This window comes from Bradyrhizobium sp. IC4059 (genome assembly GCF_020193615.1).
Taxonomy (GTDB): domain Bacteria; phylum Pseudomonadota; class Alphaproteobacteria; order Rhizobiales; family Xanthobacteraceae; genus Bradyrhizobium; species Bradyrhizobium yuanmingense.
In genome coordinates this window covers 264,006-286,273 of record NZ_JADYVH010000006.1, presented here as the reverse complement: position 1 = coordinate 286,273, position 22,268 = coordinate 264,006, and the positions used below count along the sequence as shown (strand labels likewise).

Below are 22,268 nucleotides of genomic sequence, written 5' to 3'. Positions count from 1 at the left end.
GTTCCGCTCCCCCACAATCAGGACACGATTGCATGGTCCTTTCGAGCGTTCCGGATGTGGGGAAGTTTCTCCGGACGCTTAACGTCGCCTAAACGCCAGTCGGCTCAATTGTTTCAAGTTTGCCGATGGACGTGTGACTTGGACGTGTGACCTGGGACGTAAGACTTGGGTCGTGACTTTGGGGTCATGGGTGGATGGCCGGGGCCGCTCCTAAACTGAGAGCTGATGATCGTGCCGATCGGACAATGTCCGGTCGGCATGATCGTGCGCTCCGGGCCGGTCTGATCTCAGTCATGATGCCGTTGTCGCTGACGCTGGTTCAATGCGGCAAGGCGCCGGATCCGGCGGCGCTGGCGGCGAACTCCCAGGCGAATGTCCAGGTGGTCGCCAAGACCAATTCGCAGAGTTCGAACGCGCGCGTGGCAAGCGGCGACACGTTCGAGGATCGCTTCCCTGCCCCGCAGTTTAGGGAGCGCTTTCCCTCGGCGAGTGAGAGCTTCCTGCAGCGGCAGATGTCGGACTTCTCGCCCAAGCGCGCCGTGCAGCCTCAGCCGGAGCAGGCGCCCTACAAAGTGGCCTCGCTCGAGCCGCAAGTGCCGTACAAGCGCCCCGCCCGCGAGGATCTGACGACACTCGTCAGCATGAAGTCGTCGGCCTTTCCCTATTTCGGCAACAATCCCGCCTCCGACGCGCCCTTCCTCAACATTTCCAAAGGCGACCGCCGCGGCCACCGCAGCTATTCCGGCCGCGTCTACTGGCAGGACGAGACCTACAGCGACAGCCGCGTGCTGGTGCACGTGCCCGAGCATTTCGACCTGCGCAAGCCGGGCGCGATCGTGGTGTTCTTCCACGGCAATGGCGCAACGCTCGAGCGCGACGTCCGCGACCGGCAGATGGTGCCGAAACAGGTCACCGATTCCGGCGCCAATGCGATCCTGCTTGCGCCGCAGATGGCGGTCGACGCCGCCGATTCCAGCGCCGGAAAATTCTGGCAGCCGGGCGGCTTCAAGCGCTTCATGGCGGAATCGGCCGACCATCTTGCGCGCCTCACCGGCGATCCCAACAGCGCGCGCGCCTTCGCCAACATGCCGATCGTGATCGTCGCCTATAGCGGCGGCTTCCTGCCGACGGCGTGGAGCCTCGAGGTCGGTGGCATCAGCGACCGCGTGCGCGGCGTGGTGCTGCTCGATGCCGTCTATGGCGAGATGGACAAATTCGCGTCCTGGATCGAGAGCCACCGTTCCGGCTTCTTCGTCAGCGCCTACACCCGCCACACCGCGCGGCGCGACCGCGAGCTGATGAGCATGCTCCGCCAGAAGGGCATCAGCGTCGCCGAGGACATGGACGGGCCGCTACGACCCGGCAGCGTGGTATTCGTGGAGACCGGCGAGGGCATCACCCATCGCGACTATGTCACCCGCGCTTGGACGCGCGATCCGCTCAAGGACGTGCTGGTGAAGATGGCGGCGACGCCGTCGCTCGCGCTGACGCGCGTCGCCTCCACAAATCCCTAGCCGGGATATCAGTTCCCAATATCAGTTCCTGGGCAGCTTCGGAATGCTCTCGGCAAAGCCGTTGAAGCAGGCCAGCCGCTCGTCCTCTTCCTTGAAGAAGCGGCAGTCGGCATAGCCCTTGGCCTTGGCCGGCTTCGGCTTCGGCGCCGGCGGGATCACGGCGTCGTAGCAGTTGAGGCGATCCTTGGTGCCGTCGTCGATTTCGAGGCAGGTCTGGAGGCGGACCGCGATCGATTGCGGCTTGCCCTTTGGAGCGGCGACAGCCTCCTTGGCGCCTTTCTTCTTGACCTGCACCAGCGGCTTGTCCCCCACCATGGGTGGCTTCTCGGTCTGCGCAAATGCGGAGGCTGAATAGAGCACCGCGGCGACCGCCAGAATCATCCTCATCTCAGTCAACTCTCTTTGATCCCCACGCCGGCCTTCTACCGCTCCCGCGCGAGGTTTGCCAAGCGCCTTGCGCGCACGACCTGCTGCGTTCAGGCGGTGGCGGCAGCCGCCCGCCTGGGCCGGGTCACGACCACCAGGATCAGTGCCAGCACGACGAAACCGACCGCGACGAAGCCGAGCGTGTGCAGGAGCTCGCGGGCGAACAGCAAGCCGCCGACCGCGGAGCCGACCGCCTGGCCGATATAGAGGACGGATGTGTTGAGGGCGACGGTGGCCGACGCCAGCGGCGGCGCAGCCGCGACCAGCCGCACCTGCTGCATCGAATTGGTCGAGGCGAAGCCAAGGCCCCAGATCGTCACCGCGCCCGCCATCATGACGAGCGAGCCGGCGCCGAGGGCCCACCCGCTCATCCCGGCAAGCAGCAGGCAGGTGAACAGCAACGAGGTGCGATAGGGCCCCGCAGTGTCGACGATGCGGGTGGCGACGACGACGCCGAGGAAGCCGCAGATCCCGTACAGCGCGAAGACCAAGCCGATCGCATCGGGGCCGGCGCCAGTGAGCTTGTTGAGCAGCGGGCCCATATAGGTGAACACGACGAACTGCCCCGACATTTGCAGCATCGTGATCGCGAGCAGCAGCAGGATCGTCCTGCTTCGGCCGACGGCGGCCCATGTCTTCAGATCGACCGGTGCGCCCTGCAGGCCCGCCGGCAGACGCAGCAGCAACAGCAGCAAGCTGACGCAGCCGAGCGCGCCGACCCCGCCATAGGCCGCGCGCCAGCCGTAGCGGCTGGCGATAAAGGTGATGAGCGGCAGGCCGACGGCGGCTGCGAGCGACCAGCCGAGGAAGAGGTACGCAATGGTGCTGCCGCGCCGTTCCGCCGGCACGATCAGCGCAGCCGTGCCGGCGGCCTGCGGCGTATAGAGCGAGCCGACTGCGAGCATCGCGAGCCGAATGATCAGCAGGCTGGTGTAATCGGGCGCAAACGCGGAGGCGAGATTGCCGAGTGCGAGCACCGCCAGCGTCGTGGCGAGCAGGATCCGCCGTTCGATGCGGCTGGTCAGCCACGCCGTCAGCGGCGAGCCGACGCACAGCGTCACCGCGCCGAAGGTGATCAGGAGCCCGGCCGCGTGGATGCTGATCCCGAGCCCCGCCGACAATTCCGGCAGCATGCCCGCCGGTGCCAAGACCGAGCAGCCGGTCACGAGATTGCCGAGCATCAGGGCGGTTGGCGCGAAACGGCCGGCGGCTGGGGCGCTTTTCATGCAAACGCATGTAGCGGCGGCCTGCGACCGGTTAAAGGGTACAACGTGAAATAGTTGCTGGCTCCGCCCCGGGTTTTGCGCGCCACTTTCTTGGAAATGCCGGATTGCGCAGGCCGAATCGCCTGATATATCGCTCGTTCCCGCTTACCTGCGCTCGTTCGCAGGAGTGAGCCCCAGGAGAAAAGCAATGTCCGACCAGCCCAAATCCGAGTCCGGCTTCCAGTACAGCCTCTCCAATTTGAAGCCCGTGACCCCCGCCGCCAAAGTCACCCTCACCTTCCCCGACGGCGCCAAGCGCCAGTTCGACAAGGGCATCACCGGCCTCGATATCGCCAAGGGCATCTCGCCGTCGCTGGCCAAGCGCACGGTCGCCATGGCGCTCGACGGCACGCTTGCCGATCTCAACGATCCGATCGAGGCCGACGCTGGAATCGAGCTCGTCAATCGCGACGACCCGCGCGCGCTCGAATTGATCCGGCACGACTGCGCACACGTGCTGGCGGAAGCGGTGCAGACGCTGTGGCCGGGAACCCAGGTCACGATCGGCCCCGTGATCGAGAACGGCTTCTATTACGACTTCTTCCGCAACGAGCCGTTCACGCCGGAAGACTTTGCCGCGATCGAGAAGAAGATGCGCGAGATCATCGCGCGCGACAAGCCTTTCACCAAGGAAGTCTGGGACCGCGAAAAGACCAAGCAGGTGTTCCGCGACAAGGGCGAGGCCTTCAAGGTCGAGCTGGTCGACGCCATTCCCGGCACCGAGCCGATCAAGATCTACTACCAGGGCGACTGGTTCGACCTGTGCCGCGGTCCGCACATGACCTCGACCGGCAAGGTCGGAGGCGCCTTCAAGCTGATGAAGGTGGCCGGCGCTTATTGGCGCGGCGATTCCAACAACCCGATGCTGACCCGCATCTACGGCACGGCCTTCGCCAAGCAGGAGGACCTCGACGCTTACCTGAAGCAGATCGAGGAAGCCGAGAAGCGCGACCATCGCAAGCTCGGGCGCGAGCTCGACCTCTTCCACTTCCAGGAGGAAGGTCCGGGCGTCGTGTTCTGGCATCCGAAAGGCTGGACCATCTTCCAGCAGCTGATCGCCTATATGCGCCGGCGCCTCTCCGGCGACTACAACGAGGTCAACGCGCCGCAGATCCTCGACAAGGTGCTGTGGGAGACCTCGGGCCATTGGGGCTGGTATCGCGAGAACATGTTCGCGGCGCAATCGGCCGGCGACGAGGCCGAGGACAAGCGCTGGTTTGCGCTCAAGCCGATGAACTGCCCTGGCCACGTCCAGATCTTCAAGCACGGCCTGAAGAGCTATCGGGACCTGCCCTTGCGCCTCGCTGAGTTCGGCGTGGTGCACCGCTACGAGCCCTCCGGCGCCATGCACGGCCTGATGCGCGTGCGCGGCTTCACCCAGGACGACGCGCACATCTTCTGCACCGAGGATCAGCTCGCCGAGGAGTGCCTGAAGATCAACGATCTGATCCTGTCGACCTATGCCGATTTCGGCTTCACCGGCGACCTCACGGTGAAGCTCTCGACCCGGCCGGAGAAACGCGTCGGCACCGATGCGATGTGGGATCACGCCGAGCGCGTAATGGCGACGGTGCTGCGCGAGATCCAGTCGCAGAACAATCACATCAAGACCGAGATCAATCCGGGCGAAGGCGCGTTCTATGGGCCGAAGTTCGAATACGTTCTGCGCGATGCCATCGGTCGCGACTGGCAGTGCGGCACCACGCAGGTCGACTTCAACCTGCCGGAGCGGTTCGGCGCCTTCTACATCGACCATGACGGCGGCAAGAAACCGCCGGTGATGGTGCACCGCGCGATCTGCGGCTCGATGGAGCGCTATATCGGCATCCTGATCGAGCACTATGCCGGCAACTTCCCGCTCTGGCTCTCGCCGGTGCAGGCGGTTGTCACCACCATCACCTCGGAAGGCGACGAATACGCCAAGGTGGTGCTGGAGCAGGCGCGGCGCGCCGGGCTTCGGGTCGAGATCGACCTGCGCAACGAAAAGATCAACTACAAGGTCCGCGAGCACTCGCTGGCCAAGATCCCGGCCCTGCTTGTGGTCGGCAAAAAAGAGGCTGAGACGCATTCGGTCTCGGTCCGCCGGCTCGGCAGCGACGGCCAGAAGGTGATGACCACGGCCGAGGCGATCGCCGCCCTGGTCGACGAGGCGACGCCGCCGGATGTGAAGCGAATGCGCGGCGCCGCTTGATCCTGAAATCGATCTAAATTCGCTTCCGGTTGCGGGCGTGCATGCTTATCTGGGCATGGCACGCCCGCCGACCATTTGAAGAGGATATCGCAGTGCCCGATGCCATCGAACTCCTGAAGACCCGCCGCTCGGTCAAGCCGCGCGAGATGACGGGGCCCGGCCCGTCGGCGGCCGAGCTCGAGACCATCCTCACCATCGGGGCGCGCGTGCCGGATCACGGCAAGCTCGCGCCGTGGCGCTTCATCATCTTCGAGGGCGAGGCCCGGCTACGTGCCGGCGAGGTGATCGCGCGGGTCTTCGCCAGGAAGAATCCGGGCGCGCCGGCGGCCGACGTCGAGACCGAGCGCAAGCGCCTAATGGACGCACCGCTGGTGATCGGCATCGTCAGCTTCACCAAGCCGCATCCGAAGGTGCCGGCGTTCGAGCAGGAATTGTCGGCGGGCGCCAGCGCCATGAACATCGTCACCGCCGCCACCGCACTCGGCTACGGCGCCTGCTGGCTGACCGGCTGGTTCTCTTTCGACCGCGACGTGCTCGACGGCCTCGGCCTCAAGCCGGATGAGAAGCTCGCCGGCTTCATTCATATCGGCACGCCGACCAAGCCGAACGAAGACCGTCCGCGCCCGTCACTTTCGGACATCGTGACGCGATTTTAATCGATGTTGTGTTGACGCATCGAGCCTCTTGCGGCTTTGATCCCGCCGAGGGAGGAAGGTGCGGATGAGACGCCGTGAATTTCTGGTCGGGGCCGCGATGCTCGCCGGCACGATGGCGCGAAGCCGGGCCGCGGACATCCCCGCCCCCTCGCCCGACGGCCTCGACCGCATCACGGCATTCTTCGACAACGAGGTGGCAAGCGGCCGCCTGCCGGGCGCGGTGATCCTGGTTCAGCAACACGGCAAGCCGGTCTATCTGAAGTGCTTCGGCGTGCGCGACACCAGGAGCGGCGTCGCGATGACGCCGGACACGATCTTTGCCATCCACTCCATGACCAAGCCGATCACGTGCCTTGGCGCGATGATGCTGATCGACGACGGCAAGCTTGCGCTGACCGACCCCGTCTCGAAATACGTCCCGCTGTTCGCCGAGACCAAGGTGGGCCGCGAGGTGACCCTACCAGGCGGCACGGTCGAGCTGGACCTCGACCCACCGGACCGCCCCGTCAACATCGAGGATCTGCTGCGGCATACTTCGGGCATCAGCTACGATTACATCGGCAGCGAATGGGTCGAGCACGCCTACAAGATGGCCAACATTTTCGCGGGCCATTTCGACAACAGGGAATTCGCCGATCGCATCGCCAAGCTGCCGCTGGCGCGGCAGCCCGGAACGCTGTGGCGCTACGGCCATTCCACCGACGTGCTCGGCAGCGTCATCGAGATCATCTCGGGCCAGACGCTGTACGACTTCCTGAAAGCCCGCATCTTCGATCCGCTCGGCATGAACAGCACCAAATTTACGCTCGCGACCGAGGACGAGCTGGCGCGGATGGCGCGGCCGCTGCCGAGCGACTCAATCCTGCTCGCCGGCGAGCGCGACCGCCTGGACCATCCAGAATGGCAGTCGGGCGGCGGCGGCCTCCTCTCGACCATCACCGACTATCAGCGCTTCTCGCAGATGCTGCTCAACGGCGGCGAGCTCGAGGGCAGGCGCTATCTCAGCCCCGCCGCGTTCAAGGCCATGACGACCGATCAGATCGGGCCGGGCTCCGGCGTCGGACGCGACTATTTCTATTTTCCAGGCGACGGCTTCGGCTACGGCTACGGCCTTGCGGTGCGCACCGATCCCGGCAATGCAAAACCGCCGCCGCCGGGCTCGCTCGGCGAATTGAAATGGGACTCGGGGAGCGGCACCTATTTCGGCGTCGATCCCAAGCTCGACATGGTCTACGTCATGATGCAGCAGACCCAGAACGAGCGCGGCCGCATCACCCCCGCGTTCAAGGCGCTGGTCTACGATTGCTATCCGCCCGCGTTACGCCGCCCGTGAGGTGCGCTGGCCGAAATCGGCGAGGAGCTTTCCGATCTCGGCCGCCGGCCGCGCGGCGCTGAACAGAAATCCCTGCACCTCGTTGCAGCCTTCGGCGCGCAGCCAGTCGAGCTGATCCTCGGTCTCCACGCCCTCCGCGGTCGTGGTGATGTTGAGGCTGCGCCCCAAACCCGAGATCGCGCGCACGATCGCACCGCAGTCGGGCCGCTCAGCCAGATCCTTGACGAAGGAGCGGTCGATCTTGATCTTGTCGAACGGAAAGCTGCGGAGATAGCTCAGGCTGGAATAGCCGGTGCCGAAATCGTCCATGGAAATGCCGACGCCGAGCTCGCGCAACTGGTGCAAGGTGGCGACATTGGCGTCGGTCTCGGCCAGAAAAATCGACTCGGTGATCTCGAGCTCGAGCCGCTTCGGCGACAGGCCGGACTGCGCCAGGGCCGAGATCACGACCTGGACCAGGTTGCGGCTGCGGAATTGTGCCGGCGACAGGTTAACGGCGACCTTGACGTCGACGGGCCATTTCACCGCCTCGGTGCAGGCTTCGCGCAGCACCCATTCGCCGAGCTGGGTGATCAGGCCGATGTCTTCGGCGACGGGGATGAACTCCGCGGGCGAGATCATGCCCTTGTCCGGATGACGCCAGCGCAGCAGCGACTCGAAGCCGGAGATGCGGTCGGAGGCGATCGACACCAGCGGCTGATAGTGCAGCTCGAACTCGCCGTTGGCGAACGCCCGGCGCAGATCCAGCTCCATGTCGCGACGCCTCTGCGCCTGGAGGTCCATCTCACGCTCGAAGAAGTGGTGCACGCCGCCGCCGTCGGCCTTGGCCCGGTACAGCGCCATGTCGGCATTGCGCATCAACTCCTCCGGCGTGGTGCCATCGCCCGGCGACAGCGCGATGCCAACGCTCGCGCCGATCACCATCTCCTGTCCGTCGACGTCGTAAGGTGCCTTGAGCATGTCGATCAGCAGGGAGGCACAGGCGCTAGCCTCGTTCGGCGAGACGTCGGCAGCCAAGATGACGGCGAACTCATCGCCGCCGAGCCGCGCGGCGAGATTGGTGCCGCGGACCGCTATGGTCAGGCGCTCGGCGACCTGCTTCAACAGGCGATCGCCCACCGGATGACCGAAGGAATCGTTGATGTTCTTGAACAGGTCAAGATCGATGTAGAGCACGCCGACCCGTTTTCCCGCGGCCTGGTCCAGCGCCTGCTTCAGGCGCTCCTGGAAGTGCTCGCGGTTCGGCAGGTCGGTGAGCCCGTCATGATGGGCCATATAGGCGATGCGCGCTTCGGCCTTGCGTCGTTCGGTGATGTCGACCACCGCCACCAGATAGCCGTCGCGCTCGTCGAAGGCGACGCGACGGCCGAAGGTGAGCACCTCGATCTCGCTGCCGTCGGCGCGCAAGTGTCGCCAATTGCGCGAGGAGTGGTAGGCGTCGCCGAGGCGCTCCAGCGCCGCGGCGTGGCTGTCCCACTCGTCCTCCGGCCATATCTCGTGCAGCTTCATGCGCAGGAAGGTCGCGCGGCTGTAGCCGTAATGCTGGACCGCGGCGTCGTTGACGCTGAGGAACTCCTTGGTCTCTGCGTCGAACACCCACATCGGCATTGGATTGTTGTCGAACAGGAGGCGGAACGAGGCATCGCGCCGCTTCAGGACGGTGACATCGGAGATGGTCAGCGAGACCACGTCGGCAAAGGCCGTGGCGCTGAGCCTGAGGTAGCGTCCCTCGCTCTCCAGCTCGAGCTGCTCGCAGCGGCTGCCCGAAACGGCCTTGAGCAGGAATTCCATCACCTCGGGGAAAGCCAGCAGCGTGCCGCCTTCGCCGATCCGCCGCCACAACAGGCTTGCGCCCGCAACCTTCAGCAGCTCGCCCGCGCTCTTGTTGTGGTGCACGACCTGAAGGTCGAACGGCTTGCCGGCGGCATCGCGCAGCGTCGCCAGCGAGACCACGGCGTCGTCGGTCGCGGAAAAGATGGCGTCGAGGAGATTGTATTGCGCGCCGCGCTCGTTGACATAGGCGCCGATCAGCGTCGCGCCCCAGCGCGAGGACGTCGGCAGCGCCAGCACGTCGTAGGTCCTGACCATGCCGTCGCGCACGCAATGCGCGCTCGCCCGGTGCGGCCGTCCGGCCGCCAGCGCGCTCGCCGCCGCTTCCGACAGCGCCGTGGCGCAATCGGGCGACAGCTCGGCTAGGGGAATGTCCCAGCGCTCCTCGCCGAGCCATTTCTGCACGTAGCGTCCGCTGCGCGACAGTTCGAGCACGCCATCGTTCTTCAAGAGCGCGATGTGGTCGGCGAGCCGTCCGAGACTGCCGAGCATGACGTCCTCGTAACGCGGCAACCGCTCGCCCGGCTTCAACGCCGCACGCCATTTGCGCTGAAGCACCGGGATGTCGTCGAACATTTCGGCGGCCGGTTTTCCCGGCATCTTCTTCGCGGCAGTCATTGCAGTCCCCAACGCACTTTCCCGCCGCATCCAATGCAGGCGCGCTTAACGACGTGTAAAAAGCGCGCAGGCGCGGGTTCCATTCAGCGATTATGACAGTTTTAAGTCAGGTGTTGGTTAGTGGGCGTTAGAGACTGTGACGGTTGCGCGAAGCTGCCCTCGTGTCCCGGACACAGCGCGGCGCGCAAGCGATGCGGCGCAGAGCCGGGCCCGAGAGCGGAGCTTTGGCGCGCACCTGCCTCAACACCGTGAGCGCAGCGAAGCAATCCAGAATCTTTCCGCGGATGCCTTCCTGGATTGCTTCGCTGCGCTCGCAATGACGGAGTGTGTGGTGGGCAGCGCCGTTCTTCAATTCGCATTTCGCTCGCGGACACGCTTCCGCATCCTCGCGGCATTTCTCGCCCGAGCTTTGCCTGTCGTCCCACCCTCAATCGAAAGAGGGCGCAGGGAAGACCGGGTGCCGGCCGGGCACCCACGGTCCACTGTGCGAAAGGTGGCAACGAAGAATTTGCACAGCGGCATACAGGTGAAGCCAAACATCCGGCCTTCCCTGCGCAGTGGCTTTACGGCTTATGTCGTGCTCTCCCCGGGGAGCGATGCACTATTGCCCCCGTCGCCCCGCGGATGGCTGATGCGCTTGCCCGGTTGGGCCGCAACATCACCACAAGACTTGGCGCACAGACCCCGGGCGCCAGGACCACACGATTTTGCCGTACGCCGATGACACCGGTCGTATGCGCGAGGTCTTTGCTCACGGCTCTCCGCCCTGCAAACCCTTTCGCGCCAACGCCATCAGCGTCCACCGCCTCCCGGCCCGCGTTCGTGACGATCGCGATACGCCCCTCTTCCTTGGGCCGGGTTGCGCGACACATACGCGATTTCCGAATTTCGGTAAAGCGAAATATTTTGGGCCGCGTGCGTTGACCTAGCGCTCGCGTGTTTTGCCCGTCGGGCAACGCAAGGGATGGTGGCCTACCCCGCTAATCCTCGCTGGAGGCCGCCGAGCGGTTGCGCAAATAGGCCTGGGACAGCAGGAAGAACAACGCGCGTTCGCCCTGATATTTGGCGGACGGGCGCGTGCGCTCGAAGCCGTCGGCAAATATCTTGCCGGACTGGTCGCACACCTGCCACCGCCAGCCGAACCGCTTGCGCCTGGTGAGGATCACTTCGAACATGTCGACAAGCCTGGTCCCCTGCTCCATGCCGGTCCTGCAAGGCATGAGCCTGCTCCGGCTTCCCCCCGTTGGACGGACGCCAGACATATAGCGCAGCAGGATGGAAAGAGAATAAAATTGATTATCGGAAATACGTACCGTCCACGATCGTAAGCAAGACGCGCTGCTGCTGGAATAAGCCGATGCCGCCGGTGTTTGCTGGCCCCTGCACGTAATGATGACGCTACCAGTGTTCACAACAGAACACAGAGAGGGGTCCGAGGTTACCTGGCAGAAACCCACTGACGGTGACGGTAACAGAAGATGCACATCCGTGCGCGCGATGAGAATCGTCGTGCCGGAGCCTCTCGCCGCCGGCTGCCCTTAGCGCGCGATGACCTCGACTTCGCCGTCGACGCCGTTGACGACGTTGAATCCGCGCTCGTAGACCTTGCCCTCGTTCTTGGCGATGGCGCGGTACTCGCCTTCGGACAGCACGACGCGCGGGAACGCGCCGATCGATTCCTTGATGACGTCGCCGCCGGGGGTCAGCACCGACCAGGCGGTGTTGGCGAGCGCCTCGCCGCCCCTGTCGCTGACCAGCTTGAGCGTGATGACGGCGGCGCGGTGGGTGATGGTGACGTCGGTGAGCTTGCCGGCCTGGACGCGGATGTCCGAGCGCACCACCGAATTGGCATCGCCGTAGTTGGAGACGATGTAATAGGTGCCCTCCGGGATCAGCACGACGTCGCCGGCGGCGACGTTCGGCACCAGGGAAGCGCGCTCGCCGGATTCGAACTGGCTGCCCTTGTAGATCGCGAATGAGATCTGGTTCTGCGGAATGCGGCTGGTGCCGACGCGGCCCTCGATGCGCAGGCCGCCGGCCGGCAGCACGAAGGATTCGCGATTGGTCTCGGACTTCAGGCTGACGGTGCGCACCGCGCTGACGAGGCCGAAGGCGACGTGGACGACATAATTGCCGGGCGGCAGCACGATGTTCGGCGTCCCGCTGCGGTCCTCGCGGATCAGCTTGAAGGTGCCGTTCTCGTCGGGCCGGTCGGCAAACACGCGCCAGACCAGGCCGCTGGTGATCGGGGCCGAGTCCTTGCCGTACTTCGCCGTCAGCGACAGCACGCCCTGTCCGGGCACGGCCGCATTCAGCGGGGCGGCGGGCGGCACGGTCGAGACAGCGGGCGGTGGCATGCTCGGGGTCGCCGGCTGCATCAGGGTCGGCGGCAGGCTTGGCGGTCCCGCGCCCAGCCCGGAGGGCGGCGCCAGGCTGACAGCGTTGCCTGGGTCGGGCACCGAGGCCGGCGGTACCGGCGGCGGACGATCCGAGAAAAGCTGCGCCTGGGCGGCATTTCGGCCGGAAGTCAAGAGGCATACGGCAAGGACGAGCGCCGGCAGCAGCCTGCTGCTGCGCCGCCATCCGCCGATGCCGTCACCCCCGCGTGTCATGCTTCCTGCTTTTCACCGAAAACGCGGCAAATTCAAGCCTCTGAAACCCCAGGAAATACGGCCCTGGACCTTCGGTGGAACCGGCTTGACGGCTGCGTGATTAGTCCCGTGGCAACCGGCCCTCGCCATATTCCTGCCCCGTGCCCTTTCCAAAGCGGCATAAACCATGCTTCGCGCCTGATCTGGCGGAGCGCAAGTGCGATGCCTAGTCTGACGATGCGGGCTGGCCCGGCGTAGGAGAGTTTCGGTGCTGGACAGATTGAAAGGCCGGGGCGCGAACGGCTCGAACGGCGAGAAAGTGGGCGAAAAAGTCGGCGAAAAAGTTGGCCTGGGCAGCATCCGCCGGCCGGTGATCGGCCTTGCCCTCGGCGGCGGCGCGGCGCGCGGCTTTGCCCATATCGGAATCCTGAGGACCCTGATTGCCAATGGAATCGTGCCCGATGTCGTGGTCGGCACGTCAATCGGCGCCGTGGTCGGCGGCCTCCACGCGGCCGGCCGGCTCGATACGTTCGAGGAATGGGGGCGCAGCCTGCAAGGGATGCGCAACATTCTCGGCTATCTCGATATCCGTCTCAACGGCTCCGGCCTGCTCGGTGGCGAGAAGCTCGCGACCCGGCTCGAGGAGGCGATCGGGCAGATCCTGATCGAGGACCTGCCCATCAAGTTCGCGAGCGTCGCGACCGAGGTTCGCACCGGCCACGAGATCTGGCTGACGCGCGGCCGCGTGGTCGATGCCATGCGCGCCTCATACGCCCTGCCCGGCATCTTCGCGCCCGTGCTGATCGGCGACCGCTGGCTGGTCGACGGCGCGCTGGTGAACCCGGTGCCGGTCTCGGCCGCCCGCGCGCTCGGCGCCGAAATCGTCATCGCCGCAAATCTTTCCAGCGACATCTTCACCCATTCCACCACGATCTATTCGCACGGCGCAGTGCCCGCCCCGGTCGTACCGGTGGCCGAGGAGCCGACGGCGAAGCGGCGCTTCCCGCGCCTGTTCTCGCCCGAGAAGACGATGAAGCGCGAGTTCTTCGGCGGTAACGGCCGGCCCGGCATCTCCTCGGTGATGGTGGACGCCTTCAACATCATGCAGGACCGCATCACCCGCGCCCGTCTCGCCGGCGATCCGCCCGACATGCTGATCACGCCGCGGGTCGGCCAGTTCGGCTGGTTCGACTTCCACCGCTCCGAAGACCTGATCGCACATGGCACGCGCGCTGCGGAGCGTGCACTGGAGTCCATCCAGGAGGCGATCCACGTGCTGGCGCCGGCGCCCGCGGGCATCGCGCCGAAAGCGGACGAGCCGAAAGCGGGAGACTTGGCCTGATCAGGCAGTCTTGATGTAGTCGCGCAGGGCTTCCTGCTCGCTCTCGTATTCCTGGACGCGGCGCTTGACGATGTCGCCGATCGAGATCAGGCCGACCACCTTGCCGTTGTCGATGACGGGCAGATGACGGAACTTGCCGGTCGTCATCATCTCCATGAGCTCGGCGACGGTGTCGGTCTCCTTGCAGGTCACGACCTTGCGGGTCATCACCTCCGAGACCGGCGCCTCCAGCACGCCGGCGCCGCGCTCGCCGAGCACGCGCACAATGTCGCGCTCCGACAGGATGCCCTCGAGCCGGCTCTGACTCATCACCAGCACCGCGCCGATCTTCTTCTCGCCGAGCAGCTTGATCGCGTCCGCCAGCTTGGCATCGGGCTCGACGCTCATGATCTGGTGGCCCTTGGTGTTCAGAATGGAACGTACCGTCATCGTCGCCTCCCTGAATCCGAGCCGTCCGCCTTTGGCGGTTCGGACTTGTTCGCGAGTCTTCAACTAACAGTTACAGCGCCGGTTTCACGCTCGTGCGCTTTGCGAAGCATCGTCGCTAAGGACGTGTCGCTTCGGAACATTCTTCGCGGGAATGATGGATGAATTCGGGCCGCGTCGCAAGCGCCGCTTCAGATACGGTCTGAAACGTCCCGTGATGACGCATCCGCAGCATCGCTTCGCACGCGCGGCACGGGATCGAACAGCGCGAACAGCAACAGGCCGGCGAAGAAGCCGCCGATATGCGCCTGCCAGGCCACGCTCGTGGTTTCCGCATCGACCCCGATCGCGCCCACGCCGAAGATGATGTTGATGCCGAACCAGACGGCGAGGAAGCCGACCACCCGCCCGTCGCGGAGCGCGCGGGACAGCGGCAGCGCCGGAACTTTCGCGGCGGTATCGGCATCCGATCGGCTGAACGACAGGAAGCTGCCGCGGACGAAGGCAAAGCGGATTGCGGCCGCCATCGCGCCCGACACCGAGGCCGAGGCGCCGATCATCGGCGCCACCGCATGCTCATGGGTGATGAGATGGGCGAGCGCGCCGGCCGCCGCCGTCACGGCCAGGAAGACGAAGAACCTGACGGTGCCGAAACGCCGCGCCAACGCGCTGCCGAACGGCAAGAGCCACAGCACGTTGAAGCCGAGATGGGTCAGATTGGCGTGCAGCAGCGAATAGGTGACGAAGGTCCAGACCTTCGCCCCCGCCCCGCCCGGGATCTGCAGATTGAGCAGCGAGGAATCGTAGCGCTTCGGGATGAAGCCGAAGACGTCGATGGTCCAGTTCTCGAGCTCGGGCGGTAGCAGCACGTGCAGATGGATCACCGCCAGCAGCAGGATATAGGCGGTCAGCGCCGGAGGCAGCGTCAGGATCGGCTCGCGCGGAGCCTCCACGACGGCCGGCGGGCCCGGCTCAGGACCTTGCGGCGACGAATCTTGCGGGGAATCCAAGGCAGCTTCGCTTTCGGGCGACATCGGGGCGACAGACTTGGAGATAGGCGCCTTTGCCGTCCCTGCGCAAGTGCACAAAAGGAAAAGGCAGGGCCGAAGCCCTGCCTGTCCGTGTCGGTCTTCCGGTGGCCGGAGAGACAAGGCGTATCCCCACCCCTCCCCGCGGCCCGTGACCAAACTGTTTGACGCCCTGTACAGGCCCCGCCGAGAACCTGGAGAAAAGCGGCGAGGCTTGCGACCGCGGTCACCATAGCAGGCGCGCGGCCGGCACGAAGCTCATAGTTAATTTAACGTTAACGGCGTAAAGGCCGGCCCAAGAAGCCTGAAAACGCGCCGGCGGCATGGACGCTGCAAATCCCCTCCTGCACAACAACAGAAGGGATCGCGGGTGCACTGAAGCGGGACAAGTCTGTCCCTTCGAGGTTGCACCCCGGGGCGAGCGTTCAGTCATGAAACATCCGTCGAGCCGCGCATTCTTCGCGTATTGGGACAAGAAGCGCGGCACTGCACGGGCTCCTGACCGGGCCGACATCGACCCGGCCGCGGTCCGCGGCCTGCTCGGCGACATCTTCGTGCTGTCCTGCGAGCCGAACCTCGGCTTCCCGTTCCGCGTCGCCGGCACGCGCGTCTGCGCGCTCGCAGGAACCGACCTCAAGGACCGCAGCTTTGCGGCGCTGTTCACAGAAGCAAGCCGCAGCGAGATCGAGGAGATCACGACGATCGTCGCCGACGAGACGCTGGGCGCGATCGCCGGCGTCACCGCCGCGCGCGAGGACGGCAGCAAGGCGCATCTGGAGCTCCTGCTGCTGCCCTTCAACGCCCGCCCGCATACGCCGGTCAGCGTCACCGGCGTGCTCGCGCCGTTCGACGACGAATGCGGCACGTTGTCCGCCTTCACCCTCACTTCCTGGCGCTACCTGCACCAGCCGGAGAAACTCCTGCCGCGCGCCATCCGCAAATTGCAGATCGCGCGCGGGCTGATGGTGTATGAGGGGCTGCGATAGAGCCCCTGCAGACGTGCGGCGATCCTGCGATGGATCGTCGCGCAGCGTGACCGTTTTTGCCGGATTTGCGTCATTCCTGACGTCGATGCGACCGGATAGCTTCCGCGCCGCGTGAGACGAGCGGGTGACATCATGATGAGCTGGCGCAATCTGGCGTGGACTGCCCTCGGCGGCATGACATTGCTGGCAGGGATCGGCGCGACCTGGCTGCTCCTGCTGCCCGCCGCGCCAGCCTCGGGACCCGCGCCTGCGATTTCCAGAGACGAAACCGAATCGACCCTGGCGGCGCTGAAACCGCCGAAACGCAAGCGCCCCTTAATCGCCATCGTCGGCATCAACGACATGAGCGAGACCACCGATTACCTGATGCCCTACGGCATTCTCGCCCGCGCCGACATTGCCGACGTCCTCACCTTGTCGACGCAGCCAGGGCCCGTCACGCTCTATCCCGCCCTCAAGGTGCAGCCGCATGCGACCATCGCCGAGTTCGATGCCGCGCACCCCGATGGCGCCGACTACGTCATCGTGCCGGCGATGAGCCGCGACGACGACGCAACGGTCTTGCACTGGATCAGGAGCCAAGCCGGCAAGGGCGCGATCGTGATCGGCGTGTGCGTCGGTGCCACGGTTGTTGCCAACACCGGGCTGCTCGACGGCAAGCGGGCCACGACGCATTGGTATTCCGTGGGCGATCTGAAGAAGCATTCGACGATCCGCTACGCGGCGGACCGCAGGCTGGTCGTCGACCAGGGCGTCGCGACGACCACTGGCATCACCGCATCCATGCCGATGGCCCTGACCTTGATCGAGGCGATCGCCGGCCGCGCCAAGGCCGAGGCGGTCGCCGGCGACGTCGGCCTTGCGCGATGGGACGCACGCCACCGCAGCGACGCGTTCAGCTTCACACGCCCCTTCGCGCTGACGGCGATCGCAAACACGCTCGCATTCTGGAAGCGCGAGCAACTCGGCATCGCGTTGACTCCTGATGTCGACGAGGTCTCGCTCGCCCTGATCGCCGATGCGTGGTCGCGCACCTACCGCTCGCGCGCCCTCACCTTCGCCGCCACGGCAGAGGCGCGGACCAGCCGCAGCGGTCTTCGCATCCTGCCGGACCGCATTGCCGGGAGCTGGCCGGCGGAGCAGGCCGTGCCGGATTCCGGCGCCTCGCCGCCGGCGCGGGCGCTGGACGAAACGCTGCGCGCGATCGAGACGCGCTACGGAGCACGCACGGCCGACTTCGTGGCGATGCAGCTGGAATATCCGCGATAACGACCGCCAGGATCTTTCCCGCTGCGCGCATCGCCGCGGCGGAATAGATTGGAAGGACACCACGGAACGACGGATCGACATGAGCAAGCCGCATTGGCGTCCCGCGCGCGCCTCCGACCTTCCTGCGATCAGCGCGATTGCGGCACGCATCCATCCGGCGTTGCCCGAACGCGAAGAGGTGCTGGCGGAGAAGATCAGGCTTTGCCCGGACGGCTGCGGCGTGCTCGATACGGACCAGGGCATCATCGGCTACGGACTGGCACATCCCTGGATGCGGTACCGAATTCCGCCGCTCGACGGCTTTCTGCAAGCATTGCCCGATCGCGCCGACTGTCTCTACATCCACGACGTCGCGGTATTGCCGGAGTTCCGCGGCGGCGTCGTGCGCGCTTATGTCGGTGATATCGAGAAGCTGGCGCGTGCATCACGCATCAGAACGCTCGCGCTGGTCTCGGTCTACGGCACGCCGCCGCTATGGGAACGCGTCGGCTTTCGGACCGTGACGGCGGACGCCGAGTTGCACGCAAAGCTCGCATCCTACGGCGACGGCGCGACCTACATGCTGCGCGACCTCGCCGCGACGTAATGCCCGTCCCCGGGCAAATTGATCGGATTGCTTCGCAGGACGCCGTCAGGCTGCTTCTTCACGCCGCCCCCGCGCGGAACGACTGCCTACCCCCGGACTTCCCGTTTCGTAGACCCAGGCCTCCTTGGCAAACCACTCGTGCGTTGCCGCACACATCTCGCAATAGGTGCGAGAGAAGAACACTGCACTGCACCGAAATCGTTCGCGGTCCATCTCGATGCCGGTCGAAATGGCTCGGCCCGTTTCCGGGCACTTGATCATCACCATACCCATCTGATTTCCTCCAGCTCGGCATCCCTTCACGGAAAGGCGTCGCCGTCATCAGCCGGACGGCGTCTCTTCTGGCGAAGACGCTCGTCCGCCGATTCACGCGGCCGATAGCCTCGATTCAAGCTGCCCTGTGCAGAACCCGGTTGAAGCTCTTCTTGATCGGCTCGGCCGTCTCGGTCGCAACCTTCTGGGCAAGGTCCCAAAGCTCCCGGTTATGCCCGGAAGCCATTTCAAAGGTCCTGCGGGTGTGGGTGGTGGAGAGGTTCACGACATCCGCAAACGACCTTGCATCGGCGAGCTGGGACAGGAATTCCAGGGTGGAGCTGGTATTGATTTTCGATATTTCGATGACCTTGGTGCCGTAGTCGGCGGCACGCGTGGCATTGGTCGCACAGGCTTCGCGGAAAGCGTCGGTGATCTCCTCGGAAGCCGCCTTCATCTGCTCGAGATTTGCCTTGGCCCGCGCGGCGCCCTGCTCGGCAAGATCGCCGAAGATCTCCTGGATATTGAAAAACGGCACGTCGAACTTGAGCCTTGCACCACCATTCCCACCCGCGGGAGTGGCATTCGTCTCGGCTTTCACAGTGGCATCATGCATCGTCATTCCATCCTTTCACGCGAAACCAGATGTTGGATTGAAGACTCTCAGAAGCTCCCGGGTGCGGGCCGCACCGGGAAACCAGTGCCCCTACTCTCAAAATGGAGGGATGCTGCTGATGAGCTGCTCTCGCCCCCCTGCCGATGCCAACTATGACCAACCAGGATCGGACCTTCAGTTCGCTTTCAGACTCTCGACTTGATTAAATTCGATTCAAGCGACGCCTCGCCGCAGGCGCCGCTCTTGCCGCTTTGAGTTTGCCGAAAAGGATTCTGCCAACTCGAGAAGGCGCGGGCTCGCAGGCGCGTCCGGATGGCACCATGTTACTGATTGATTGCGCCATAGCGCACCGCGCGAGCCTTCGGCGGCGTTAGTCTGGCCGGGGCCGGAAAGCGGCAGATCAGCCCCGACGCTTCTTCTTCGCATTTTTCTCGGGCGCGCCCTTCGCAGGCCACGGCGTGACCGAAGGCTCTGCATGGCCGGGCTTGTTCTTGTGCTTCTTTTTCTTTCCGAAAGAACGCGCATCACCGAATTTCGACGCGCGCTCGCCCTGAGGCTTGCTGCGCGACTTGAATCCACTCGCCTCGCGCGGGCGATCCTCGCGCCGTTCATGATGAGCGCCGGCCTCGCGCTGCGGCGCGCGGGGGCGCTCCTGAGGAGCTTCTTGCCGGTCCGGCGCATCCGTCATCGGCTCGATCCGGATGCTGTCTTCCTTGTCGGGACGCTTGATCTTTGCCGCAAAGGATTCGGCGACCCGCTGGGAGATCTCGAACTCGGTGGTGGTGTCCATGATCCTGATGGCGCCGATGTCGCGCTTGTCGATGCCGCCGCGGCGACAGATCATCGGCAGCAGCCAGCGCGCTTCCGCGTTCTTGCGGCGCCCGATGGCGGCGCGAAACCAGACGCTGCCATCCGCCATGGCGTGCTTCGAGGATTTCCCAGCCTTCGACCGCGGCTTGGCGCGGTCCTCGCCCTGTTCGGACCTATCACGCCCGCGTTCCGGCCTGCCGCTTCGCTCGCCGGGATCGATGATGTCCTCGGGCGACGGCAGCCGCGCGCGATAAAGCCGCGCGAGCGCGGCGGCGATGTCCTCGGCCGAGCGCTCGGCCAATAGCGATTGCGCCAAAGCCAGATCGTCGGGACCAGTCTCCTCCGTGAACAGCACGTCCTTCATGCGCGCATGATCGAGCTTGCGGATGTCTTCCGCCTGCGGCGCCGTGCCCCAGACCGCGTCGACCCCTGCGAGATCGAGCAGCAGCTCGGCGCGCCGCCGCCGCGCGGGCGGCACCAGCAGGACGCTCGTCCCCTTCCGGCCCGCGCGCCCGGTGCGGCCCGAGCGATGCTGCAAGACCTCGGCGTCGTTGGGCAAATCGGCATGGATGACGAGGTCGAGGCTCGGCAGGTCGATGCCGCGGGCGGCAACGTCGGTCGCAACGCAGACGCGGGCGCGCCCGTCGCGTAGCGACTGCAGCGCCAGGGTGCGTTCGTTCTGCGTCAATTCACCCGACAGCGCGACCACCGAAAAGCCGCGCTCCAGGAGCGCGGCTTGCAAATGCCTGACAGCATCGCGCGTGCTGCAGAACACCAGCGCGCTCGGCGCCTCGTAGAAGCGCAGCACGTTGACGACGGCATGCTCGACGTCGGCGGGCGCGATGCGGATCGCGCGGTATTCGATATCGGCGTGGCCGCCCTCGTCGCCGGCGACCTCGATCCGGAAGGCGTCGCGCTGATATTGCCGCGCCAGCGCGACGATGCCGCGCGGAAACGTCGCCGAGAACAGCAAGGTGCGGCGCGTCTGCGGCGTGGTCTCGAGGATGAATTCCATGTCCTCGCGAAAGCCGAGATTGAGCATCTCGTCGGCTTCGTCGAGCACAACCGCGGCGAGCTCGGAAATGTCGAGACGGCCGCGCCGCAGATGATCGCACAGACGCCCGGGGGTGCCGACGACGATATGCGCGCCGGCGGCGAGCTCGCGCTGCTCGCGCCGCGGATCCATGCCGCCAACGCAAGAGACGACACGCCCGCCGGCATGCCCATAGAGCCAGGCCAGCTCGCGCTGAACCTGGAGCGCGAGTTCGCGGGTCGGCGCCACGATCAAGGCGAGCGGCGCGGCCGCTGGTGCGAACTGCTCGGCGTCATCGAGGATGTTCTTTGCGATGGCCAAGCCGTAAGCGACGGTCTTGCCGGAACCGGTCTGGGCCGAGACCAGGAGGTCGCGGCTGGTGGCTTCATGGGCGAGCACCGCGAGCTGGACGGGCGTCAGTGAATCATAGTTCCGCTCGGCCAAAGCGCGGGCGAGCGGCGGGGTCAGGGCCGGAAGAGACACGAGATGGGAAACCTTGTTTGATTCAGGCGCGCAAACGGTGAACCGGCGCCCCGAGCTGCGTGCGCGGCAAACGGCCCGACCGCACGCTGATTTGATCTGGGCGCTCTTTACGCCAAGCGCCCGGAAATCACCATAGCCGTGATGCATGGCTTGACGACGAGCCGCGCCTGAAGCTTGCAGCGGATTTTTGCGGCCAGCTCGATTAACCTTAGCGCGGCGGGATCGGCCTATAGCCGAGCCACGCTCACGTCTGGCGATATGGGGAATAAAGATGCGATTGGCGGTCATTTCCGACATCCACGGCAATCTCGCCGCGCTGGAGGCGGTGCTGGCGGATATCAAGACGCGGGGCGTCGATCGGATAGTCAACCTCGGCGACTGCGTCACCAGCCCGTTGTGGCCGAGGGAAACGTTCGAATTCCTCCAATCGCTGGCGTTGCCGACCGTGCGCGGAAATCATGATCGCTGGATCGAGGAGTTTCCGGACGACAAGCTCTCGCCGGCAGGTCTGTTTGCGCGCAACGCACTGACTGCAGAGCAGCGTCGTGCACTTCACAACCTGCCCTCCCAGCTGCGACTGGACGACGGCATCCTGGCCTGCCATGGCACGCCCGACAGCGATACGGCGTGCCTGCTGGAGGACGCACTCGACGACGGCCGCTTCGTGCCGGCACGCCGCGACGTGCTGGAAGCACGCCTTGCGAGCGAGCCGGCGGCGCGCGTGGTGCTGTGTGGCCATAGCCACCGCCCGGCCGTCGTTCACGGGCCGCGCGAATGTCTGGTCCTCAATCCCGGCAGCGTCGGATGCCCTGTTTTCGCTGACATTCCCTTTGCCGCGAAACTGGAACACCGCTCGCCTCACGCCCGCTACGCGATCCTCACCAAGGGCAAAAGGGGCTGGCAGGTCGAGCTGCTGGCCCTCGAATACGACTGGGAGGCCGCCTCGGCGCGCGCGCTCGCCAACAACCGTCCGGACTGGGCGCACGCCATGTTGTCGGGATACGTCAAATAGA

The 22,268-nt window shown here is 65.5% G+C and carries 19 protein-coding genes; 9 read left to right on the top strand and 10 right to left on the bottom strand.

Annotation, left to right across the window (positions count from 1 at the left end; translation table 11 throughout):
• Positions 1 to 194 precede the first annotated feature (194 nt).
• Positions 195 to 1,514, top strand: coding sequence for an alpha/beta hydrolase (locus I6F12_RS20615; RefSeq protein WP_225157115.1), 1,320 nt, complete (start codon positions 195 to 197; stop codon positions 1,512 to 1,514).
• A gap of 21 nt (positions 1,515 to 1,535) precedes the next feature.
• Here I6F12_RS20615 and I6F12_RS20610 read toward each other — a convergent pair whose 3' ends face one another.
• Both I6F12_RS20610 and I6F12_RS20605 read right to left on the bottom strand, forming a co-directional pair.
• Entirely contained in the window at positions 1,536 to 1,901 is a 366-nt protein-coding gene (locus I6F12_RS20610; RefSeq protein WP_225157114.1) for a hypothetical protein, read from the bottom strand.
• 89 nt (positions 1,902 to 1,990) lie between these two features.
• Positions 1,991 to 3,166 (bottom strand): MFS transporter, encoded by a 1,176-nt coding sequence (locus tag I6F12_RS20605; RefSeq protein WP_225132641.1) that lies wholly within the window; start codon positions 3,164 to 3,166, stop codon positions 1,991 to 1,993.
• Positions 3,167 to 3,353: 187 nt separating this feature from the next.
• On the opposite strand from I6F12_RS20605, the gene thrS reads away from it, so the two are divergent.
• The 3 genes from thrS to I6F12_RS20590 all read left to right on the top strand — a co-directional run bounded on the left by thrS (position 3,354) and on the right by I6F12_RS20590 (position 7,385).
• Positions 3,354 to 5,396, top strand: a complete 2,043-nt coding sequence (gene thrS, locus I6F12_RS20600; protein WP_225157113.1) for a threonine--tRNA ligase — start codon at positions 3,354 to 3,356, stop codon at positions 5,394 to 5,396.
• A gap of 92 nt (positions 5,397 to 5,488) precedes the next feature.
• Complete coding sequence (locus tag I6F12_RS20595) at positions 5,489 to 6,052, top strand: nitroreductase (protein WP_036010490.1); 564 nt, start codon at positions 5,489 to 5,491, stop codon at positions 6,050 to 6,052.
• Between the two features lie 64 nt (positions 6,053 to 6,116).
• Positions 6,117 to 7,385 carry a serine hydrolase domain-containing protein gene (locus I6F12_RS20590; RefSeq protein ID WP_225139833.1) on the top strand — a complete coding sequence of 423 codons (1,269 nt, stop codon included), beginning with the start codon at positions 6,117 to 6,119 and terminating at the stop codon, positions 7,383 to 7,385.
• Here I6F12_RS20590 and I6F12_RS20585 read toward each other — a convergent pair.
• The 3 genes from I6F12_RS20585 to I6F12_RS20575 all read right to left on the bottom strand — a co-directional run bounded on the left by I6F12_RS20585 (position 7,371) and on the right by I6F12_RS20575 (position 12,445).
• A complete protein-coding gene (locus tag I6F12_RS20585; RefSeq protein WP_036010486.1) occupies positions 7,371 to 9,833 on the bottom strand; it encodes an EAL domain-containing protein in 2,463 nt (820 codons plus the stop codon). The genes I6F12_RS20590 and I6F12_RS20585 overlap by 15 nt on opposite strands.
• Positions 9,834 to 10,813: 980 nt before the next feature.
• On the bottom strand, positions 10,814 to 11,053 hold the full coding sequence (locus I6F12_RS20580; RefSeq protein ID WP_225115011.1) for a hypothetical protein: 240 nt from the start codon (positions 11,051 to 11,053) through the stop codon (positions 10,814 to 10,816).
• Between the two features lie 318 nt (positions 11,054 to 11,371).
• Positions 11,372 to 12,445, bottom strand: a complete 1,074-nt coding sequence (locus tag I6F12_RS20575) for a hypothetical protein (protein WP_036015235.1) — start codon at positions 12,443 to 12,445, stop codon at positions 11,372 to 11,374.
• Between the two features lie 247 nt (positions 12,446 to 12,692).
• On the opposite strand from I6F12_RS20575, the gene I6F12_RS20570 reads away from it, so the two are divergent.
• Positions 12,693 to 13,766: a patatin-like phospholipase family protein gene (locus I6F12_RS20570; protein ID WP_036015237.1), complete on the top strand. Its 1,074-nt coding sequence runs from the start codon at positions 12,693 to 12,695 to the stop codon at positions 13,764 to 13,766.
• On the opposite strand, the gene I6F12_RS20565 is transcribed toward I6F12_RS20570, so the two are convergent.
• Together I6F12_RS20565 and I6F12_RS20560 are read right to left on the bottom strand one after the other, a co-directional pair.
• Positions 13,767 to 14,195, bottom strand: a complete 429-nt coding sequence (locus I6F12_RS20565) for a CBS domain-containing protein (protein ID WP_036015240.1) — start codon at positions 14,193 to 14,195, stop codon at positions 13,767 to 13,769.
• Positions 14,196 to 14,383: 188 nt separating this feature from the next.
• On the bottom strand, positions 14,384 to 15,202 hold the full coding sequence (locus I6F12_RS20560; RefSeq protein ID WP_036015285.1) for a rhomboid family intramembrane serine protease: 819 nt from the start codon (positions 15,200 to 15,202) through the stop codon (positions 14,384 to 14,386).
• Between the two features lie 449 nt (positions 15,203 to 15,651).
• Between I6F12_RS20560 and I6F12_RS20555 the strand changes: the two genes are divergently transcribed.
• The 3 genes from I6F12_RS20555 (at position 15,652) to I6F12_RS20545 (ending at position 18,061) form a co-directional block, all read left to right on the top strand.
• Complete coding sequence (locus tag I6F12_RS20555; protein WP_036029643.1) at positions 15,652 to 16,206, top strand: PAS domain-containing protein; 555 nt, start codon at positions 15,652 to 15,654, stop codon at positions 16,204 to 16,206.
• Positions 16,207 to 16,341: 135 nt separating this feature from the next.
• Positions 16,342 to 17,475: a DJ-1/PfpI family protein gene (locus I6F12_RS20550; protein ID WP_225157196.1), complete on the top strand. Its 1,134-nt coding sequence runs from the start codon at positions 16,342 to 16,344 to the stop codon at positions 17,473 to 17,475.
• Positions 17,476 to 17,554: 79 nt separating this feature from the next.
• Positions 17,555 to 18,061, top strand: a complete 507-nt coding sequence (locus tag I6F12_RS20545) for a GNAT family N-acetyltransferase (RefSeq protein WP_225157112.1) — start codon at positions 17,555 to 17,557, stop codon at positions 18,059 to 18,061.
• Between the two features lie 45 nt (positions 18,062 to 18,106).
• On the opposite strand, the gene I6F12_RS20540 is transcribed toward I6F12_RS20545, so the two are convergent.
• From I6F12_RS20540 to I6F12_RS20530, 3 genes are all read right to left on the bottom strand, one after another.
• Positions 18,107 to 18,334, bottom strand: a complete 228-nt coding sequence (locus tag I6F12_RS20540) for a hypothetical protein (protein WP_225115087.1) — start codon at positions 18,332 to 18,334, stop codon at positions 18,107 to 18,109.
• A gap of 115 nt (positions 18,335 to 18,449) precedes the next feature.
• Positions 18,450 to 18,935, bottom strand: a complete 486-nt coding sequence (locus I6F12_RS20535; RefSeq protein WP_225157111.1) for a phasin — start codon at positions 18,933 to 18,935, stop codon at positions 18,450 to 18,452.
• A gap of 394 nt (positions 18,936 to 19,329) precedes the next feature.
• Positions 19,330 to 21,255 (bottom strand): DEAD/DEAH box helicase, encoded by a 1,926-nt coding sequence (locus I6F12_RS20530; RefSeq protein WP_225157110.1) that lies wholly within the window; start codon positions 21,253 to 21,255, stop codon positions 19,330 to 19,332.
• A gap of 271 nt (positions 21,256 to 21,526) precedes the next feature.
• On the opposite strand from I6F12_RS20530, the gene I6F12_RS20525 reads away from it, so the two are divergent.
• Positions 21,527 to 22,267, top strand: coding sequence for a metallophosphoesterase family protein (locus I6F12_RS20525; protein WP_036015251.1), 741 nt, complete (start codon positions 21,527 to 21,529; stop codon positions 22,265 to 22,267).
• Position 22,268 lies beyond the last annotated feature (1 nt).

Bases quoted from the DNA above. Each gene is read 5' to 3' on its own strand.
- I6F12_RS20615 (WP_225157115.1), top strand. From the start codon at position 195: ATGGCCGGGGCCGCTCCTAAACTGAGAGCTGATGATCGTGCCGATCGG.
- I6F12_RS20610 (WP_225157114.1), bottom strand. From the start codon at position 1,901: ATGAGGATGATTCTGGCGGTCGCCGCGGTGCTCTATTCAGCCTCCGCA.
- I6F12_RS20605 (WP_225132641.1), bottom strand. From the start codon at position 3,166: ATGAAAAGCGCCCCAGCCGCCGGCCGTTTCGCGCCAACCGCCCTGATG.
- thrS (WP_225157113.1), top strand. From the start codon at position 3,354: ATGTCCGACCAGCCCAAATCCGAGTCCGGCTTCCAGTACAGCCTCTCC.
- I6F12_RS20590 (WP_225139833.1), top strand. From the start codon at position 6,117: ATGAGACGCCGTGAATTTCTGGTCGGGGCCGCGATGCTCGCCGGCACG.
- I6F12_RS20585 (WP_036010486.1), bottom strand. From the start codon at position 9,833: ATGACTGCCGCGAAGAAGATGCCGGGAAAACCGGCCGCCGAAATGTTC.
- I6F12_RS20580 (WP_225115011.1), bottom strand. From the start codon at position 11,053: ATGCCTTGCAGGACCGGCATGGAGCAGGGGACCAGGCTTGTCGACATG.
- I6F12_RS20575 (WP_036015235.1), bottom strand. From the start codon at position 12,445: ATGACACGCGGGGGTGACGGCATCGGCGGATGGCGGCGCAGCAGCAGG.
- I6F12_RS20565 (WP_036015240.1), bottom strand. From the start codon at position 14,195: ATGACGGTACGTTCCATTCTGAACACCAAGGGCCACCAGATCATGAGC.
- I6F12_RS20555 (WP_036029643.1), top strand. From the start codon at position 15,652: ATGAAACATCCGTCGAGCCGCGCATTCTTCGCGTATTGGGACAAGAAG.
- I6F12_RS20550 (WP_225157196.1), top strand. From the start codon at position 16,342: ATGAGCTGGCGCAATCTGGCGTGGACTGCCCTCGGCGGCATGACATTG.
- I6F12_RS20545 (WP_225157112.1), top strand. From the start codon at position 17,555: ATGAGCAAGCCGCATTGGCGTCCCGCGCGCGCCTCCGACCTTCCTGCG.
- I6F12_RS20540 (WP_225115087.1), bottom strand. From the start codon at position 18,334: ATGGGTATGGTGATGATCAAGTGCCCGGAAACGGGCCGAGCCATTTCG.
- I6F12_RS20535 (WP_225157111.1), bottom strand. From the start codon at position 18,935: ATGACGATGCATGATGCCACTGTGAAAGCCGAGACGAATGCCACTCCC.
- I6F12_RS20525 (WP_036015251.1), top strand. From the start codon at position 21,527: ATGCGATTGGCGGTCATTTCCGACATCCACGGCAATCTCGCCGCGCTG.